The sequence below is a fragment of the Colwellia sp. 75C3 genome, assembly GCF_002836255.1.
GTDB lineage: Bacteria > Pseudomonadota > Gammaproteobacteria > Enterobacterales > Alteromonadaceae > Colwellia.
The window spans coordinates 229,873-247,023 of record NZ_PJAU01000059.1; the positions used below are offsets into that span (position 1 = coordinate 229,873).

The window sequence follows — 17,151 nt, forward strand, 5'->3', positions numbered from 1 at the left end:
ATCCTTTTTCTTTGTTTGAAACCAAGTCAAATAAATTTTTTCACATTCAGCGAGACTTAAAAGGCTTAGAGGCAAGGCTTTGATTGCAGATAATAGTTATTCTATTGTCAAAATCAGTAACGCAGCATGGAAGCCTTTTAAACTCGCCCTTTGGGAGTTTGTCAGCAATTCGATAACGGCACAGAATTTTCTTAATATAGAATGACTATACATAAAAAAAGTCTATTTGTTCTCAAACCGCTGACAAGCTCTGAGTGGGAACAAACTTACTTGATTTGGTTTACCCAAATTGACAAGGTTAGACGTTCTTCATCGGTCATTTTGGTTTTGTTCATGAATGGCATGTCTTTACTGTCAATAACACGCGCTTGAATTCGTGGCGCCCATTGTTTAATAGAAGCAATATCTGTGAAAATAACGCCTGCTTGAGGAGTTTTAAACATATCATCAGTAGGTGTTTCTGAATGACATGCAGCACAACGGTCTTCAATAATTTTTTGAACTTGCATATGGCTGACAACTTGTTGCTTTTGCTCAACTGACAACTCAATTTTCTTAGGAGCAATAGCATAAGCAAGCACAATAGTGGCGATAATAGAGCCTACTAAGACCATAGGTTTTTGTTTGCCAAAATGACGTAAGACAAAATACTGACGAACGGCAGCGGTGATCAAAATAATTACCATTAATACTAACCAGTTCGCACTGTGGTTATAGGTAATTGGGTAATGATTCGAAATCATAATGAATAACACGGGTAAGGTGATATAGGTATTGTGTGTTGAACGTAATTTAGCGTTAAGACCATATTTAGAGTCAGGCTTAGCACCTTCTTCTACTGCTTTTACTAAGGCACGTTGTGATGGCATGATGCCAAAAAACACGTTACCAGCCATGATAGTGCCTAAAATAGCACCCATATGCATGTAGGCACCACGCGCACTAAATACTTGCGTTAAACCGTAAGATAAAGCCGTAGCAATAACGAATAAAATAAGCGCTAAGACTAAGCCGTGATCTTTAAGTTTGGTTCTCACTAATAACTCATAACTACCAACACCAATAATAATAGAGCCTAGACCTAAGCCAATTGCCTGCCATTGGGTTAAATCTTTCACGCGTGGGTCAATTAAGTAAGACTCAGCACCGACATAAAACATTAGCGATAATAATAAGAAACCTGTGATCCACGTGGTATATGCTTCCCACTTAAACCAATGCAAGGTTGTTGGTATTGTTGGTGGTGCTAGTTTGTATTTTGCTACTTCGTAAAAACCACCGCCGTGAATAGCCCAAAGGTCACCTGAAATGCCTTTTTCTTCTTTCCATACAGGTGGTTTTTCAAGATGGTTGTCTAACCAAACAAAATAAAATGAGGCACCGATCCACGCGATACCAACGATTAAATGTGCGAAACGAATGATTAAATTTAACCACTCAGTAATATACGGGTCCATAGTCTTTCCTTTTGTACGCTTACTCGTAGTAGCGTTTTATAATTTTATAATTTTATAATTTTATGATTAACTAGTTAACTCAGGGGCTTGCTGAAACGTCATCTTCGAAGTCTCTGATCGAAGATCCATTACTTTTTATAAACTGGATCCCCGATGAATACACCACGGGGATGACGTCCCTGAGCCTTGTGCATAGGAACGTAATTTTAATTAATTACGTTGTTAAATAATTATTTCTCTTAAGCGATGTTGCCTTAGACCCAGCTAGGCAACCGTCTGTTATAATTTAATTTATCTACCACTAATGATTTAGTTGATGACTGAAGTTTGTGAGTACTTCTGATGCAGTATTCGCAGATTTCAGCTATTAAATAATTTGTTAATTAAACTTTTTCGCCCATTATGTGAGTAGCTTTAACGTGTCTATCATCACCCAACATGCTCAAGACAAAGAGTTTTTCGGTTAAGGTTTTACAACGTTTGATGCGTACATCCATTAACGGTGTTGCTTGATAATCCAGTACAATAAAATCAGCTTCTGCGCCTTGAGCGAAGTTACCAATAGTACCTTCTAAATCTAAAGCAACTGCGCCACCGAGCGTGGCTAAATACAATGATTTGTACGGGCTTAATTTATCGCCACGTAATTGCTGAGTTTTATAACCTTCGTTTAATGTTGTTAACATTGAAAAGCTGCTACCTGCACCTATGTCAGTACCTAAACCCACATTGACATCAAACTCTTCAGCTTGTTTTAAGTTAAAACAACCACTGCCTAAAAATAGGTTTGAAGTGGGACAAAAAGCAATAGCTGAATCAGTTTCACTTAAACGCTGGCATTCATGGTCGTGCAAATGCACGCCGTGAGCGAAAACACTACGACGGCCTAATAAACTGCTTTTGTCGTAAACATCAAGATAGCCTTTACTGTCTGGGAATAGCTCACTTACCCACGCTATTTCATCTTTGTTCTCTGATAAATGCGTATGTAAGTAAACATCTGGATACTCTTTTAATAACTCACCGGCTTTATTTAGCTGCTCTGTTGAACAAGTCGGAGCGAAACGTGGAGTAACAGCGTAAAGCAAACGATCTGTGTTATGCCATTTTTCAATTAATGCTTTACTGTCTGTGTAGCCAGATTCTGTGGTATCTTGCAGGTCATCAGGGCAGTTTTGATTCATTAGAACTTTACCGCAAATCATGCGTAATTTTTTCTGTTGCGCGATAGTGAAAAAGGCATCAACAGATTCTTTATGAACCGTACCAAATACAAGTGCAGTCGTTGTTCCAGCATCTAATAACTGTGTTAAGAAAAATTCAGCGACACGTTTACCGTGCTCAATATCAGCAAATTGCTTTTCTTCAGGGAAGGTATAATTTTCAAGCCACTCGAGTAACTGTTCGCCGTATGAAGCGACCATTTCAGATTGTGCATAATGCACGTGCGTATCAATAAATCCTGGCATGATTAGGCCATTGTCATATTGAATCACGGTAACATCGGCAGATAACGTTGCTAATAAATCACTAGCAAAACCTACGGCTTCGACTAAGCCATTATTGATAACTAAAAGTCCATCTTCAAAGTACTGGTAACTCTCTTCTTCAGCGACTTTGGCAGGATCGGCTAAAAAGTGCAGTACTTCACCACGATATGCTTTGCGGCCGGTATTTGTTGGTTTACTCATTACTTCACTTTTTGAAGATGTATTTACAATGTTGTTCGACATATTACTTAACCTTTACTTATTTTGTTGCTTGGTGCATTACTTCGAGTGTTGCTTCTTAAGTTGCACTGAATTTTGTTTCGTTACTTGCTTAGACTAGCTTTTTAAATTGATGACCATTGAGCCGTCGAGTTTTTCTACATCGCAGTTATCACCTTCTCCGCCGCGATCGACTACGAGAAAGTCACTGACTTCATTTAGCGCTAAACAAAAGTGATGCCAAGTACCTTTATGGTAATTAACGCCTTGCTCACCGCTTGCTAAAAACACTTTGATGGCTGAGATATCAAGTTCACCTGCGGGGGCAACAACCACCACATAAGGCTGCTTGCCCATAGGAATAAATGCTTGGCTGCCCAAAGGATGGCGTTCCATCATTTCGACCGGCAAAGGAAAAGCCAGCGGGGTGGAACGAAAAATATTAAGCAAGGTTTTACCCTGTTGCTCAGCAACGTCGACATCAGCAAGATTATGATAACGCATAGTATGGCCATCATTAATGGCGAAATGTTCAGCACTTTCGGACACTGAAATTACATCCCCATAAGCGGAGAAATTCTCTGCCGTTAGCTCTTGGGGTACAACATTAATGATTTTACTGGTCATCTTATCTTCTCTGTTAACTGTTAATATTTTTCTACTGGCTAGAAACTATTGTTTATAAATTATATTGCTAAACCTTACTTAGGTAGGCTTAGCTACCGCGGTAAGTAGAGTATCCATAGGCGGTTAGTAATAATGGAATATGGTAATGCGTGCCGCTGGCGTCAATTTCAAAAACGATATCGACGTAGGGATAAAAGCCGGTTTCGTTATTGGCTTGAAAATAACTAGCGGTGGCAAAATGCATACGGTAAACACCAGCGGGTAATTTTTCATTATCAGCTAATAAACCCGGTAAACGACCATCACCATTAGTGACACCACCATTTACTTCTTTCCAACCTTCACCGTCTTGAGCAAACAAGGTAATCGGTACATTTTGCGCGGGTAAACCACGTGTTGTATCAAGTATATGGGTAGTAATTTGACTCATATTCGTTCCTTAAAAGTACTTTTCGGATTAGCCTTCAGCTAATGTGTTTTCGAAGGCTTTAGTAATACGTAGTTGAAATATTTTTCGTTGCTCTTCAGCAGCATTAACAAGCTCTTGTTTTTTGTTATTGGGTAAACGTGCTTGTAATAAATCAGACATTTGTTTAGCACTTTTACCTGTCGCACAAACAATAAAGATAAAGCCAAATTTTGCTTCGTAGTCAGTATTACCTTGAGAAAGTACTTCAAGTACATCGTCGTTGGCTTCTTTAACTAAACCTTGCTCGTTGCCAGCTAACTCTTTGGTATTGGCATACTTAGCACGTAAGCTACTCACATCACCAATTTTTGGATGGCCTTCAAACGCTTCAAAATAATCTTGTTCCGTTAAACCTAACCATGCATCATCAGCGGCTTTTTTTATTGCCGTCGTATCAGCAAATGGACGCGCTGCTACCATGTTTTTTACCCAAGTGCTTGAAGTACAACACTGCATAAATGTGTGGTTAGCGTCGCTTGCTGGTAATTGGTTTAAATCTTCTAATCTCATTCTAGTATCCTTTATTCTTTACTACTTATTCGTGTTAACTCGGTATGCGGGTTAAAGCTGTGAAGCTGCCTTATGGAGAAAAACATCTTATTCATGGATGAATAAGCTGAGTTTATAGGGACATATTCACAGCGTTTTTGCGTAATAATGGCCGCAATAGCTTAACCCGAGTTCACGTTAACTAACCTTGACGGTTACCAAAAACACGCATACGAGAAATACCACCATCAGGGAAGATATTTAAACGTACATGAGTAAACGGTTGATCTTTTTCTGTGATGATTTCTTTAGTAAATAAATGTTCACGATGCGCATACAACTTAGTACTTGGAATAATCGGAGTCCAAGTAACGCTTGGCGCATTTTCAGTGAAATCATCGCTATCACTGATACAACCTTCAAGCATAAAGGTATCAGGGAAGTTACCTTTAAAGTGACAGGTATCTATGATGACTTTATTAACACTACCCGTAGCGGCAAGTTTAACAATTGACCAATCTGGACCTGGATCACGACGACGTTTAGTTTCCCAACCATCGCCCATGTTGGCGCCACGGCCAGGCATGATTAGGTTATTTTTATCGCTGAAGAACATGTCGCTTACTAATAAAGCTTTTGCGCCATTTTTAATGGAAGCTAAATCAATTAATTCGCCGTCAACAAAGTCATTCCAGTTTACATCTGCTTCACCATAAACACGAAAACGCGCAATACCACCATCAGGGAACATAGTTAAACGTACATGAGTCCATGCTGTATCATTTAGCTTTTCTTCAGGATCGAGAGTAAAAAGGTTTTGGCTATGCGCTTTAACATCAGTCGCTTCAAAAATTGTCTGCCAAACTGTATCTGCATTAGGTTGTACTTCACTAACACAAGCTTCTACGGAAACTTTTTCTGGCGCGTTGCCACGGAAATAATTGGTGTCGATATCAAAAGCGCGAATAACACCACTGATGCCTAAACGGATAATACACCAATCAGAATCACGACCATTATTACGACCATAACTTCTGCGTGATTCCCAACCGTCCATCCATTTACCACGTTCAGTAAATTTCTCTTCGATAAAAATACCACGGCCTACTTTTAATAAGTTTTCCATTTCTGCGAAGAAATCATCACTACATGACAGTGTTTCACCACCCACTTTTTCGCTGGCTAAATCTACATAATGCGTTTTTAATTTTTGCTCTAATACCGCTTCTTCTGCCGACAATTTGTTTTGTGCTAACCAATCTTCAATCATTTCTTTTCTCCAGTTACTGCATTGTCAGGCAAGCCTTTGTCGACTCTGATACATTGCGTGAATGTTAATTTTATTATTTTGATTCAGTATTTTTACATGCCTATGCACATTGTTCAGGATCGTCATCCCCGTGGTGTCCTAATCGGGGATCCAGTCTCTAAAAAGCAATGGATCTTCGATCAGAGACTTCGAAGATGACGTTTACAGCTGACCTTTCAATAACGGTCTACCTATTGGCGAATTAATGAATTCATCTTGCTGATAAACATGAAAGCCACGCACAAAGGTATGATTCACTTGACCAAATACTTTGCGACCTGCATAAGGGGTAATGTTGTGCTTATGTTTGATCATTTCGCTGGTAATGGTGTATTCAATCGCGGGATCAAAAACACAAAAATCTGCATGGTTACCGACTTTGATAGCACCTTTAATTCCATCTAAACCAGCAAATTTAGCAGTTTCTAGTGACATTAAACGTGCTAAATCTACCAAGGTAAAACCACGGTCTTTGGCTTCAGTCCAAATTAAAGAGAGACCAAATTGCAGTGCTGAAATACCGCCCCATGCTTTTTCAATATCGCCGGTATCAATATGTTTTAATTCTGGAGTACAAGGAGAGTGATCAGAAACGATAAAATCTAAGCGGCCATCGGTAACGGCTTGCCATAAGTGTTCACGATTTTTGTTTTCACGAATTGGCGGACAACATTTGAATAATGTTTTGCCATCTGGAATATTTTCAGAAGCAATGGTTAAGTAATGAGGACAAGTTTCAGCGGTAAAACGTAAACCTTCTGATTTTGCTTGCGCAATAGTACTTAACGCTTCGTCAGAAGATAAATGCACGATATGCACTTTACAATTATCACCAGCTTCTTTTGATTCACGTGCCATATCAACCATTAACGAGATAGCATTGTTTTCCCAGCTTTTAGGGCGTGATTCTAAGAAAGAGTCGTATTCTTTAGTAATTTCAACATCATCAAAATGACCACAGTCTAATTCAGCATGAATCAAATAAGGTACATCATATTTGGCTAAAATAGGCATAGCTGCGCGCATATCTTTGGCTTCAACAGGTGGGAACTCTTCGATACCTGAATCAATCAAAAAAGATTTAACACCTAGAACACCAGCAGAAAGTAAGCCATCAAGTTCATCAATATTATCAGGGATAACACCGCCCCAAAAACCACAATCTACCCAAAGTTTATCGTCAACAGAGTCTAACTTTTCTTGAAAGGCGGCTTTGGTCGTTGTGACTGGAATACAGTTTAACGGCATATCTACTAAGGCGGTGATACCACCTGCCGCAGCAGCTTGAGTAGCGGTATTAAAACCTTCCCATTCAGTACGACCAGGTTCATTGATATGAACGTGAGAATCGACCAAGCCAGGCATAATAACTTGTTCACCAAAGTCTTTAACTTCGCAGTTGAGTGCTTGGCCATAAGGGTGAATAGCATGAATCAGCTGGTCTTTGATTTCGACGCAAGCCGCGATCATTTTTCCTGCAATGACTACTTGTGTACTTTGTAGAGCAAAATGGGACACCTTGCTAACTCCTTTAATTTAATGAACCTGAACGTTTAAATGCATTTTACAATGGTCTAAATATCCAATAACTTCGTTGCTTTCAATCCCAATAGCCAGCTATTAGTCAATCAAGCGCCTTGTTCTTGAAAATTTATCCTCATTGAGCTTTATATCCTGACCCTACTTAAAAGCGATAACTCTCTTAAACCGAGTTCAGGTCAGTAAATATGTGCGAGCATATCTTTGTTTATTTGGTTTGCTAACTGACTATTTCTTCTGTCATTAAGCTTTTCAATTCTTGCCAAGCGATGCCTTTTTTTGAACTCTGTGGCTTGGCATTTTTTTGTTTATTAACCGTTGGATTAGCTACTGTTTTTTCAGCCAACTTGGCTTGATAAAGCTGAATTATTTCACCGGCAACTGACACCGCTACTTCCATTGGTAACTTGCCTTGAACTTGGGCTAAACCAATCGGGCAGTTCATCTTATCTACTAAGCTTTTTTCTATATCGCGATGTTGAAAGCGCTGTTGAAAACGACGCCATTTGGTATCCGAAGCAATTAAGCCTGAATAAGCAAAATCAGCACGTTTTAAAATATTATGGCTAATTTCAAAATCGAGTTGATGGTTGTGCGTCATCACAATGTAGTAGCTGTTAGCTGGCATAGTTGCCACTTCTTCAGCGGGATTATCACTAATAACAGCGGTAACATTGGAGTAATTTTCGATATCATCAGGAAATTGCTCAGCGCGGTTATCTACCCAAGTAATGCTACAAGGTAAACCGGCTAAAATTGGTATCAATGCTTTACCCACATGTCCTGCGCCAAATAAGATGATATTGGCACCACTAGCGGCAAAACATTCAAATAATACGCTGGCATCACCACCACAACATTGACCTAATTGTGCGCCTAACTGAAAATGTTCTAGTTGCTGACAAGCTTCACCGGAAGTTAACAACTGATGAGCATGTTTAATCACCTTATGTTCAAGATGACCGCCACCTATGGTGTCAAAAATATCTTCATTGGTTATCACCATTTTGGTGCCACTATTACGCGGCGTTGAACCGGTTACACCAACAATTGTCGCAACAACATAGGCTTTACCTTGTTTGTTTAGTTGGTGTACTGCACCGGTCCAATTCATTTTCATGATGATATTCCTATTTATTTCGCAGCAGTAGATTTAACAGCTTCAACAGCAAATAACACACGTTCTGGTGTTGCTGGCGTATCAAGTTTAGGGCTAGTTTTGTAATCATTAACACTGGCAACAGCATCTTTTAATGCCGACCAAACAGCCATACCTAACATAAACGGTGGCTCACCTACTGCTTTTGAGTTGTAGATAGTACGCTCTGGATTGGGAGCATTAGGTACTAGCGCTACGCGAAAGTCTTCAGGTGCATCGTTAATCGCTGGGATCTTGTAGGTTGCAGGGTTGTTTGAAAGTAAACGACCTTGTTCATTCCATACGAGTTCTTCAGTGGTTAACCAACCCATGCCCTGAACGAAAGCCCCTTCGATTTGGCCGATATCAATCGCTGGGTTAATTGAAGCTCCAACATCTTGTAAAATATCAGTACGCAGTGTTTTGTACTCACCTGTTAAGGTATCTATGATGACTTCAGAAACACAAGCACCGGTGGCGAAGTAGAAGAACGGACGTCCTTTACCACTAGCGCGATCATAGTGAATCTTAGGTGTTTTGTAGAAACCGGTAGAAGATAACGAAACACGATTCATGTAAGCAATTTGAGAGAACTCAGCAAAGCTAAACGTTTCTGTGCCTACAATCACATTGTTGTTTTCAAATTGAACTTGTCCAGCTTCAACGTCATATTTCTCACAAGCAAAGTCAATTAAACGTTGTTTGATGGTTTTAGCCGCCGCTTCAGCCGCTTTACCATTTAAGTCAGTACCTGAAGAGGCAGCGGTAGGCGATGAATTTGGCACTTTATCAGTACGAGCAGCAGAACAAGCAACCGTATCAACATCAACTTGGAATTCTTCAGCAACAATTTGCGCTACTTTAGTATTCAAACCTTGCCCCATTTCACTACCACCATGGCTTAAGTGAATTGTGCCATCAGTGTAAATATGAACGAGTGCACCCGCTTGGTTTAAATGCTGAACAGTAAAAGAAATACCAAATTTAACCGGTGTTAAGGCAATACCTTTTTTCAGTATGCTGCTATTAGCATTATATTCAGTAATGGCTTTACGACGGGCTTGGTAATCTGAACTTTCTTCTAACGATTCAATGATCTCGCTTAAGTTGTTATGTTCAACGGTTTGATCATAGTGAGTAACGTTACGTTCTTCTTTCCCGTATAAGTTAATTTTGCGAATATCTAATGGATCTTTACCGAGATGGCGGGCAATTTCATCCATGATCAATTCGATAGTCATCATACCTTGAGGACCACCAAAACCACGGTAAGCGGTATGAGAAACCGTGTTTAGTTTGCAACGATTACCAGTAATCGTTGATTGATCTAAGTAGTAAGCATTATCTGAGTGGAACATCGCTCTATCAACAATTGCATCAGATAAATCTGGTGAGTAACCACAGTTACCATTTACTTCGATGTTAATGCCTTTGATCTGACCATTTTTGTCAAAACCAACGGTGTAGTTGTTTTCAAAAGGGTGACGTTTACCTGTCATGACCATATCGTCTAAACGCGCTAACTTAAATTTAACAGGACGTTTTGTTTCATTAGCAAGTAAAGCGGCAATACATGCCCAAGGCGCTGCTTGTGTTTCTTTACCACCGAAACCACCACCCATACGGCGCATATCAACTAAAACTTTGTTTAGTGGAATATCAAGTACTTCAGCGACTAGCTTTTGTACTTCACTTGGATGTTGTGAAGAGGTGTAAATGTTCATGCCACCATCTTCAGTAGGCTCAGCTGTTGAAACTTGGCCTTCAAGATACATATGCTCTTGACCACCAACGCTGATTTCACCTGATAATTGATGCTCAGCCGCCGCAATAGCAGATTCAGAATCGCCACGTTTTAAGGTATGTGGCGGACGAACAAAGCTTTTTTTGGCTAAAGCGTCTTTTACGGTAAGTACTGCTTCAAGTTCTTCATACTCAACTTTTGCCAATTTAACGGCTTTACGCGCAAGGTCGAAACTTGTTGCAGCAACGGCGAAAAGCGGTTGACCAACAAATTCTACTTTACCAATAGCTAATACCGGGTCACCTGGAAATACCGGACCGATATCAGTATGACCGGGTACATCTTCAACGGTAATTACTTTTACCACACCTTCTGCCGCTTTAACGGCAGATAAGTCCATTGAAATGATGTTAGCGTGCGCCATGGTTGATTGACCAACCGCTGCATGTAATTCGCCACGAAGTGCTGGACGGTCATCAACATAAATTGCTTCACCAGCGACTTGCTTGTCAGCACTTTCATGTTTTTTAGAGCGACCTACGCCACCTAGACCAATATTTTTTTGTCCGTTAACAACAGTTTTATCTGTGTTTGATTGTACTTTGTTAGTAACGGCTTTTTTTACATCGATAAGACTACGCATTAGTAATTCACCACTCGTGTTTCAATAACTTCTCTTGTTTGGATACTTTGAAGCTCTAAATAACATTTTTCGATAAGGTTTTGAGCTACGGTCATACGGTACTTATCAGAAGCACGTACATCAGTCATAGGTTGGAAATCAGCGGTTAAGGCTGCTTTCGCTTGTGCGACTGATTCTTTGGTAAAGTCTTTTCCTAACAATGCAGCTTCTGCAGCTGAACCACGTTTAGGAATACCCGCCATGCCACCAAAAGCTAAACGAACATTAGTAATTTTTTGTCCATCTTGCTCAATGAAGAACGCAGCTAATACCGCAGAAATATCATCATCTAAGCGCTTAGAGATCTTGTAAAGCTTAAGTGTTTGACCAGCAATGGGCTTAGGAATTGTAATAGATTTGATGAATTCAGATGTTTGCAGAACCGTTTTCTTGTAATCAAGGAAAAACTCTTCAACTAAGATAGTACGCTCTGTGCCTTTAAGGTGCAGCGTCATCGTTGCGCCTAGTGCGATTAATGCAGGAGGCATATCGCCGATAGGTGAAGCGTTACCTACGTTTCCGCCTAAAGTACCGGTATTACGAACTTGTTTCGCACCAATACGCTCAATCATGTCACCAAGATCTGGGTAGTAGTGGTGTAAAGTATCGATAAAATCACTGTAGGGTAATGCAGAGCCAATAACTATTTCAGACTCAGTTTCTTCAATAGTGGTTAATTCAGCAACGTTACCAACATACACTAACTTTTTGACAACGGCTAAATTTTGAGTAACTGAAAGGGCTAAATCGGTACCACCAGCCACTAACGTTGATTTTGGTTCGTTAGTTAACTCAGTAGCTAGTTCATCAAGGTTCTGCGGAGCGATATAAGTATTACCATTGCCATTTAATGTAGGGGTTGGTAATTTCTCTAGCTCAGTAAGTGTCACTAACGTTTGTTGGTAATGCTTAGCAAAAGAATCGTCTTGATTACCTTCGCTAGAAGTCATTGCCGCTTCAATTATTGAACGGTAACCCGTACAACGACATAAATTCCCTGCTAATGCTTCTAGTACTTCAGCACGATTTGGTTTGTTATTTTGCTTATGTAAAGCAAATGATGACATTACAAAACCTGGTGTACAGAAGCCACATTGTGAACCGTGGTTATCAACAATCGTTTGCTGAGCATGGTGCAATTTAGCGCCATCTTTTAAGTCTTCAACGGTAATCAATTGCTTGCCATGTAAATTACCGACAAAGGTAATACAGGAGTTAATTGATTTATAAGTAAGTTGACCTGCCTTTTCAGGATCTAGTTCAGCGAGTACTACAGTACAAGCACCACAGTCACCGGAAGCACAGCCCTCTTTTGTACCAGACTTAAATTTCTCTTCACGTAAATATTGTAAAACCGTCGTATTAGGATCTAAGTTTTCAATGTTTACTAGCTCGTTGTTTAACAGGAATTTTATTGTATTTGCTACCATTATTCTTTCCGCTTTAATTTTGATTTTTAGTGTCGATTCGAATATTCGTATGGATTGACTATAGCAGAATCATTAGTTGACACAAGTGTCAGCTTTGATTTATTTGTTCACTTTATATTTGAGTAAAGGCACTAAATACAGCTTTATTCTTTTTTAATTACGGGACGTAAGGGGTAGTATTTAGTGATGAACTTATTGTAAAACAATGTGTTAAGCGAATATATTTAGGAGAGGGATTTCAGTTTGTAAAGGAATATTTATCAGCAAACTCTTTAGGATGCTAATTTCATCATGTGAAATTAATCCGTTTAGTATTTATTAGAAATAGAAATAGGCAGGACTTATACACTGCAAGGTTGGATCTGCAATAGTAAGTGCGGCTTTTTATAATGGTGCTAGAGCTCAAATGGCTCTTACAAAACAAAGATTAAAAATTAACAGCTAACAGCTTTTCTTTATTATCTTGTAACCAGTATTTGTTGGCATTGTCCTGAATGTATTGCGAGTAGAAGTCGTAGTTAACTTGTGCGGTTGGATCGCTACAGAGTAATAAGGCTATATCTAAACTTAGCAGTTTATCTCCAGCAAGCCTTGCTTGTTCAAAAGTACGCTGTGCATGGTGATTGAAAAGCTCTGTGTTTGCATTCGCTTGTGCTAGCAAGGTTTTAAGATAAGAATTCTGTGCATTATCCGTAGCATCAGTAGTAATCAAGGCTTCCGCCTCTAGCAGCCGGTCTTGTTTAAGATAATGGCGCAATAATTGTTGTCGACTAGATTGAGCAACCCAATGATCGGGTGTTAACTGTGTATATTCCAGTACCTGCTTCCAATGAGGCTCTTTATCTGAAGCTGTTTTAGCAAAAATAGCGTAATGAAAGGGGATTTTAGCAAAGTGGTAAATAGGCAGTTGATAGCTTTTCATCTTACTTTCAGCTTGTTGTAAGTACAGGTATCTATCGACTTCTTGATGATGTTTATGCGCAAGGACTGATAAGTAGGTTAATGCGTCTAACTCTCGTGGTATGTCGTTAGCATCAAGAGATAATTGTGCAGATTTAAGTAAATTCACTTTAATGGCGGGATAATCATCTTCTTGATGATCCAACCATGAGTGAGCAAACCACGCATCAGCTTGGCGTTTTAAATCGTCTATCTGCTCAAAGTACTTAATGGCTGAAGTCAGTTTATGCGAGCTTAATTCATATAACTCTTTACGGGTTAGAATTTCACTTTGAAAAAGCAATGCATTACCCAGTTGTTGCCAATTTCCGAAAGCTTCTGCGACATTCGCTAATTTATCTGCCATGACCATGGCTTTTTCCAATTCATCCATTTGAATATAGGTCTTGATTAACGCCCCTAAAATAATAAGGTCATCGGGGGATTGTTGATGGGCGATAGATAAGTTAGCTTGTTTCAGCTCAGGTGTTTGCGCAGTATTGAGTAAGTCATAAATAACATTTTGCTGTAAATGCATTTGTAGCTTTTGCATTACTTCATCCGTTGAAGCGCCGGATAGCTGTCCTTGCCAATCAGAAAAAGGGCCTTTTACCAGAAAATCCACATAACTTTGTTGATCATGTTGACGAATTGTTGCCGTTAATATGAGTGGATGCGTTGACGCCAAACTACGATATTTCAGTTCTATTGTATTGTGAAAGTCTTCCGTGGTGATATTAGCTAGCTCGGTAAAATCAAAATACTCATTATCATCTAGGGTAACGTTTTCATTACCTTGCATGGTCGAAATTGGAATGTAGGCAATTCTTTTTAATGGACTTCGACTTTCTGGAGTAAAGGGACTTTGAAATGTGACAACAGTAATGATGAAGAGGATTACGCTAGCAATTAGAGCGTATGACCAATAATTCCTCACTGTAGTCTGTGCAGGACTAGGTAAAGTACTTTGTGAAGCGTTTGATAAAGAAGTCGGTGAAGTACTTGAAGAAATTATCGGTGAGGTCTTTGATGGAACAACAGCGTTATTAGCTGGTGGATTTTGTTCAGAGAGCTCAGATACGGGTAATATGATTTCAGTAGCTAATAGCCACTGATAACCACGCTTAGGAAACGTTTTAATGGCATCGTTACCAAATAAACTTCTTAAATGACTAATGTTTTGAAATACCGCTTGCTCAGAAACGACTTTACCTTGCCAAACTTGCGATAGGATATCGTCTTTACTTAGCACTTTGTCAGCTTGCTCAACAAGTAGGGCAAGTAATTTGGCTTCGTTGTGTCGAATGGCTAATGACTGACCATTTTCTACTAAGACTAGACTTTCGCTGTCAAATTCAAAATGTTTAAAGCTATAACGCATCGTTTACTTAAGTACCTGAATGATTGTTTCATATTTATCTTAACTGATTAGTTATACCATTTACATTAACTTAGTGATCAAAATTCAATGAGGATAAATTTTCAAGTTCAAGGCGCGTGATTGAGCAATAGCTGGCTATTGGGATTGAACGCAACATAGAAATTGTAGATTTAGACCATTTGAAGATGGGCAATCAATTAGTGTAATTGGTATTATACCAAGTGATCAATTAATTAACTTACTGGATATTTTCAAAGCGTCAGAGCAAATTGTGTAAATATCTTGCCAGCAGCATTCTCAAAATATTCACGCTAAGGCTTGTCAGGATCTATTTAACTGGCATGATGTACTCAATTCTTATCTTGTTTGTTTTATCGACGATACAACAATCATGCTAATCACTCGATACAGGCTGAAATCAGCGGAGTTGTTAATGTTTTCTCGAAGTAGTCGCTTTGCCTTAATTCTTACGGCAATTAGCTTGATGGGCTTATTTTCCTTTGCTGCCATCGCCCATGGCGTAGATGAAAGCACCCGTCTATTTTTACAAAACAATACTGGGGTTCAATTTTTTCCTTTTATGTACATTGGCGCTAAACATATGGTGACCGGGTACGATCACTTGCTGTTTTTAGCGGGTGTTATTTTCTTTTTATACAAGAGCAAAGACATATTACTTTATGTCAGCATGTTTACCGTGGGACACAGCTTAACGTTACTCTTTGGTGTGCTCGGTGATGTACAAGTAAATGCCTATATTATTGATGCTATTATTGGTTTTTCTGTGGTGTATAAAGGTTTTGACAACTTAGGCGGCTTTCAGCGTACCTTAGGTTTTAGCCCAAATGCGAAAATGGCAGTACTAATTTTTGGCTTATTCCATGGCTTTGGTTTAGCGACAAAACTACAAGAGTTTCAACTACCTCAAGATGGATTATTGACTAACTTAATTGCTTTTAATATAGGGGTAGAACTGGGGCAATTTACCGCGCTAATGTTTATATTATTGCTGATTAGCTTTTGGCGTAAACATCATTCATTTAAACAATTTTCAACGGTAAGTAATACCTTATTAATGAGCGCAGGTTTTATGCTGATAGGGTTTCAGTTAACCGGTTATTTCACTAGCTAGCTATTACTAACAATAAGAAAAAAGAGATATATTTATGCAACATACCTTATCAAACAAAGCCTTGTTCAAATCAACGATTATCGCCGCAGTGATTGCTGGTTTAGTACTTATTAGTTTTATATTACCAGCAGAATATAATATCGACCCAACAGGTATTGGCGCTAAATTGGGTTTAACGGCTTTAGCCAATCCGGTGGCTACTTCGGAAATTAAAACTAAACAGACGGAGAACAGTACTGATAGCCAAAAATCAGCGGATATTATTGAGGTTGTTGTGCCAGCAGGGCGTGGTGTTGAATATAAATTCGCAATGACTCAGTTTAAAAAAATGGAATACCAATGGCAAACAGATGGCACAGTACTTTTTTTTGACTTACATGGTGAGCCTGAAGGTGATACTACCGGATATTATGAAAGTTATGCCATTGCTACGTCTATTGAAATGAAAGGTAGTTTTACTACGCCATTTACTGGTATTCATGGCTGGTATTGGAAAAACACTTCAGATAAACCGATTACTGTGAAGCTCAACGTAAGTGGCGAATACACCATTGTCGGCTTAAAGAAATAAAGTTTTTTGCTGATTTTAAATTGATTTTAGTGAGCATCTACTATTGGTTAGATCTTTAATAATTTATTGACTAACCAAGTGTTTTCTTTTTTTACTAATTGTATTTTCCTAACTTCTTTATAAATTCTCTCATTGCGTTTACCTGTTAATAAAACGGTCATAGTTACTTGGATATTAGCCGCATCAATTACTGTCGTGGCTAATCTTTGAGTGTCTATGGTCACGGAGTCGAATGATAAGTTAAGTCCGCGTCGCGCAAAATTATTAAGCGTTTTATATTTTATAATGTCTTTTTTAAAACTTACAGAGCTGAGTGAAAGGGCTGTATTTATATTTTTTTGATTATATATCGCATCAAAAAATGCAATGGTGACCTCTGCCTCTGACGCGCCAGATACTTCTTCAGTACAGCTAGTGGTTAAGTAAAGCATCGATAAGATAAGTAATAAACCCATATTACGCACTAGAGGTATCATCATGTTATTTCCTTTTTGTTGATTATATTAATTTGTTATTCTTATCTAATTAGCCATTA

General features: G+C 38.9%; 14 protein-coding genes. 2 read left to right on the forward strand and 12 right to left on the reverse strand.

Annotated features, from left to right (window positions below; all coding sequences use genetic code 11):
• Positions 1 to 266: 266 nt before the first annotated feature.
• The 11 genes from CXF85_RS18315 to CXF85_RS18365 all read right to left on the reverse strand — a co-directional run bounded on the left by CXF85_RS18315 (position 267) and on the right by CXF85_RS18365 (position 14,913).
• Entirely contained in the window at positions 267 to 1,457 is a 1,191-nt protein-coding gene (locus CXF85_RS18315; RefSeq protein WP_101230082.1) for a urate hydroxylase PuuD, read from the reverse strand.
• Positions 1,458 to 1,840: 383 nt separating this feature from the next.
• On the reverse strand, positions 1,841 to 3,190 hold the full coding sequence (gene guaD, locus CXF85_RS18320) for a guanine deaminase (RefSeq protein WP_101230083.1): 1,350 nt from the start codon (positions 3,188 to 3,190) through the stop codon (positions 1,841 to 1,843).
• A 93-nt stretch (positions 3,191 to 3,283) separates the two neighbouring features.
• Positions 3,284 to 3,793, reverse strand: a complete 510-nt coding sequence (locus CXF85_RS18325) for an ureidoglycolate lyase (RefSeq protein ID WP_101230084.1) — start codon at positions 3,791 to 3,793, stop codon at positions 3,284 to 3,286.
• 88 nt (positions 3,794 to 3,881) lie between these two features.
• Positions 3,882 to 4,223, reverse strand: coding sequence for a hydroxyisourate hydrolase (uraH, locus tag CXF85_RS18330; RefSeq protein WP_101230085.1), 342 nt, complete (start codon positions 4,221 to 4,223; stop codon positions 3,882 to 3,884).
• A 27-nt stretch (positions 4,224 to 4,250) separates the two neighbouring features.
• Positions 4,251 to 4,772 carry a 2-oxo-4-hydroxy-4-carboxy-5-ureidoimidazoline decarboxylase gene (gene uraD, locus CXF85_RS18335; RefSeq protein ID WP_101230086.1) on the reverse strand — a complete coding sequence of 174 codons (522 nt, stop codon included), beginning with the start codon at positions 4,770 to 4,772 and terminating at the stop codon, positions 4,251 to 4,253.
• Between the two features lie 181 nt (positions 4,773 to 4,953).
• Entirely contained in the window at positions 4,954 to 6,021 is a 1,068-nt protein-coding gene (alc, locus tag CXF85_RS18340) for an allantoicase (RefSeq protein ID WP_101230087.1), read from the reverse strand.
• 201 nt (positions 6,022 to 6,222) lie between these two features.
• Positions 6,223 to 7,578, reverse strand: coding sequence for an allantoinase AllB (gene allB / locus CXF85_RS18345; RefSeq protein ID WP_101230088.1), 1,356 nt, complete (start codon positions 7,576 to 7,578; stop codon positions 6,223 to 6,225).
• A 241-nt stretch (positions 7,579 to 7,819) separates the two neighbouring features.
• Positions 7,820 to 8,719, reverse strand: coding sequence for a xanthine dehydrogenase accessory protein XdhC (gene xdhC / locus CXF85_RS18350; protein ID WP_101230089.1), 900 nt, complete (start codon positions 8,717 to 8,719; stop codon positions 7,820 to 7,822).
• Positions 8,720 to 8,733: 14 nt separating this feature from the next.
• Positions 8,734 to 11,124, reverse strand: coding sequence for a xanthine dehydrogenase molybdopterin binding subunit (gene xdhB / locus CXF85_RS18355; RefSeq protein ID WP_101230090.1), 2,391 nt, complete (start codon positions 11,122 to 11,124; stop codon positions 8,734 to 8,736).
• The gene (gene xdhA, locus CXF85_RS18360; protein WP_101230091.1) at positions 11,124 to 12,593 is read right to left on the reverse strand and encodes a xanthine dehydrogenase small subunit; all 1,470 of its coding nucleotides are present in this window, start codon (positions 12,591 to 12,593) and stop codon (positions 11,124 to 11,126) included. Before xdhA ends, xdhB begins: the two co-directional genes overlap by 1 nt.
• Before the next feature lie 427 nt (positions 12,594 to 13,020).
• Entirely contained in the window at positions 13,021 to 14,913 is a 1,893-nt protein-coding gene (locus CXF85_RS18365) for a transcriptional regulator (RefSeq protein ID WP_101230092.1), read from the reverse strand.
• Between the two features lie 433 nt (positions 14,914 to 15,346).
• On the opposite strand from CXF85_RS18365, the gene CXF85_RS18370 reads away from it, so the two are divergent.
• Together CXF85_RS18370 and CXF85_RS18375 are read left to right on the forward strand one after the other, a co-directional pair.
• Complete coding sequence (locus CXF85_RS18370) at positions 15,347 to 16,045, forward strand: HupE/UreJ family protein (protein ID WP_101230093.1); 699 nt, start codon at positions 15,347 to 15,349, stop codon at positions 16,043 to 16,045.
• A 34-nt stretch (positions 16,046 to 16,079) separates the two neighbouring features.
• Positions 16,080 to 16,616, forward strand: a complete 537-nt coding sequence (locus CXF85_RS18375; protein ID WP_101230094.1) for a hypothetical protein — start codon at positions 16,080 to 16,082, stop codon at positions 16,614 to 16,616.
• 47 nt (positions 16,617 to 16,663) lie between these two features.
• Here CXF85_RS18375 and CXF85_RS18380 read toward each other — a convergent pair whose 3' ends face one another.
• On the reverse strand, positions 16,664 to 17,095 hold the full coding sequence (locus tag CXF85_RS18380; RefSeq protein WP_101230095.1) for a hypothetical protein: 432 nt from the start codon (positions 17,093 to 17,095) through the stop codon (positions 16,664 to 16,666).
• Positions 17,096 to 17,151 lie beyond the last annotated feature (56 nt).

Bases quoted from the DNA above. Each gene is read 5' to 3' on its own strand.
- CXF85_RS18380 (WP_101230095.1), bottom strand. From the start codon at position 17,095: ATGATGATACCTCTAGTGCGTAATATGGGTTTATTACTTATCTTATCG.
- xdhB (WP_101230090.1), bottom strand. From the start codon at position 11,124: ATGCGTAGTCTTATCGATGTAAAAAAAGCCGTTACTAACAAAGTACAA.
- alc (WP_101230087.1), bottom strand. From the start codon at position 6,021: ATGATTGAAGATTGGTTAGCACAAAACAAATTGTCGGCAGAAGAAGCG.
- CXF85_RS18365 (WP_101230092.1), bottom strand. From the start codon at position 14,913: ATGCGTTATAGCTTTAAACATTTTGAATTTGACAGCGAAAGTCTAGTC.
- CXF85_RS18325 (WP_101230084.1), bottom strand. From the start codon at position 3,793: ATGACCAGTAAAATCATTAATGTTGTACCCCAAGAGCTAACGGCAGAG.
- xdhC (WP_101230089.1), bottom strand. From the start codon at position 8,719: ATGAAAATGAATTGGACCGGTGCAGTACACCAACTAAACAAACAAGGT.
- uraH (WP_101230085.1), bottom strand. From the start codon at position 4,223: ATGAGTCAAATTACTACCCATATACTTGATACAACACGTGGTTTACCC.
- xdhA (WP_101230091.1), bottom strand. From the start codon at position 12,593: ATGGTAGCAAATACAATAAAATTCCTGTTAAACAACGAGCTAGTAAAC.
- CXF85_RS18375 (WP_101230094.1), top strand. From the start codon at position 16,080: ATGCAACATACCTTATCAAACAAAGCCTTGTTCAAATCAACGATTATC.
- guaD (WP_101230083.1), bottom strand. From the start codon at position 3,190: ATGTCGAACAACATTGTAAATACATCTTCAAAAAGTGAAGTAATGAGT.
- CXF85_RS18370 (WP_101230093.1), top strand. From the start codon at position 15,347: ATGTTTTCTCGAAGTAGTCGCTTTGCCTTAATTCTTACGGCAATTAGC.
- CXF85_RS18315 (WP_101230082.1), bottom strand. From the start codon at position 1,457: ATGGACCCGTATATTACTGAGTGGTTAAATTTAATCATTCGTTTCGCA.
- uraD (WP_101230086.1), bottom strand. From the start codon at position 4,772: ATGAGATTAGAAGATTTAAACCAATTACCAGCAAGCGACGCTAACCAC.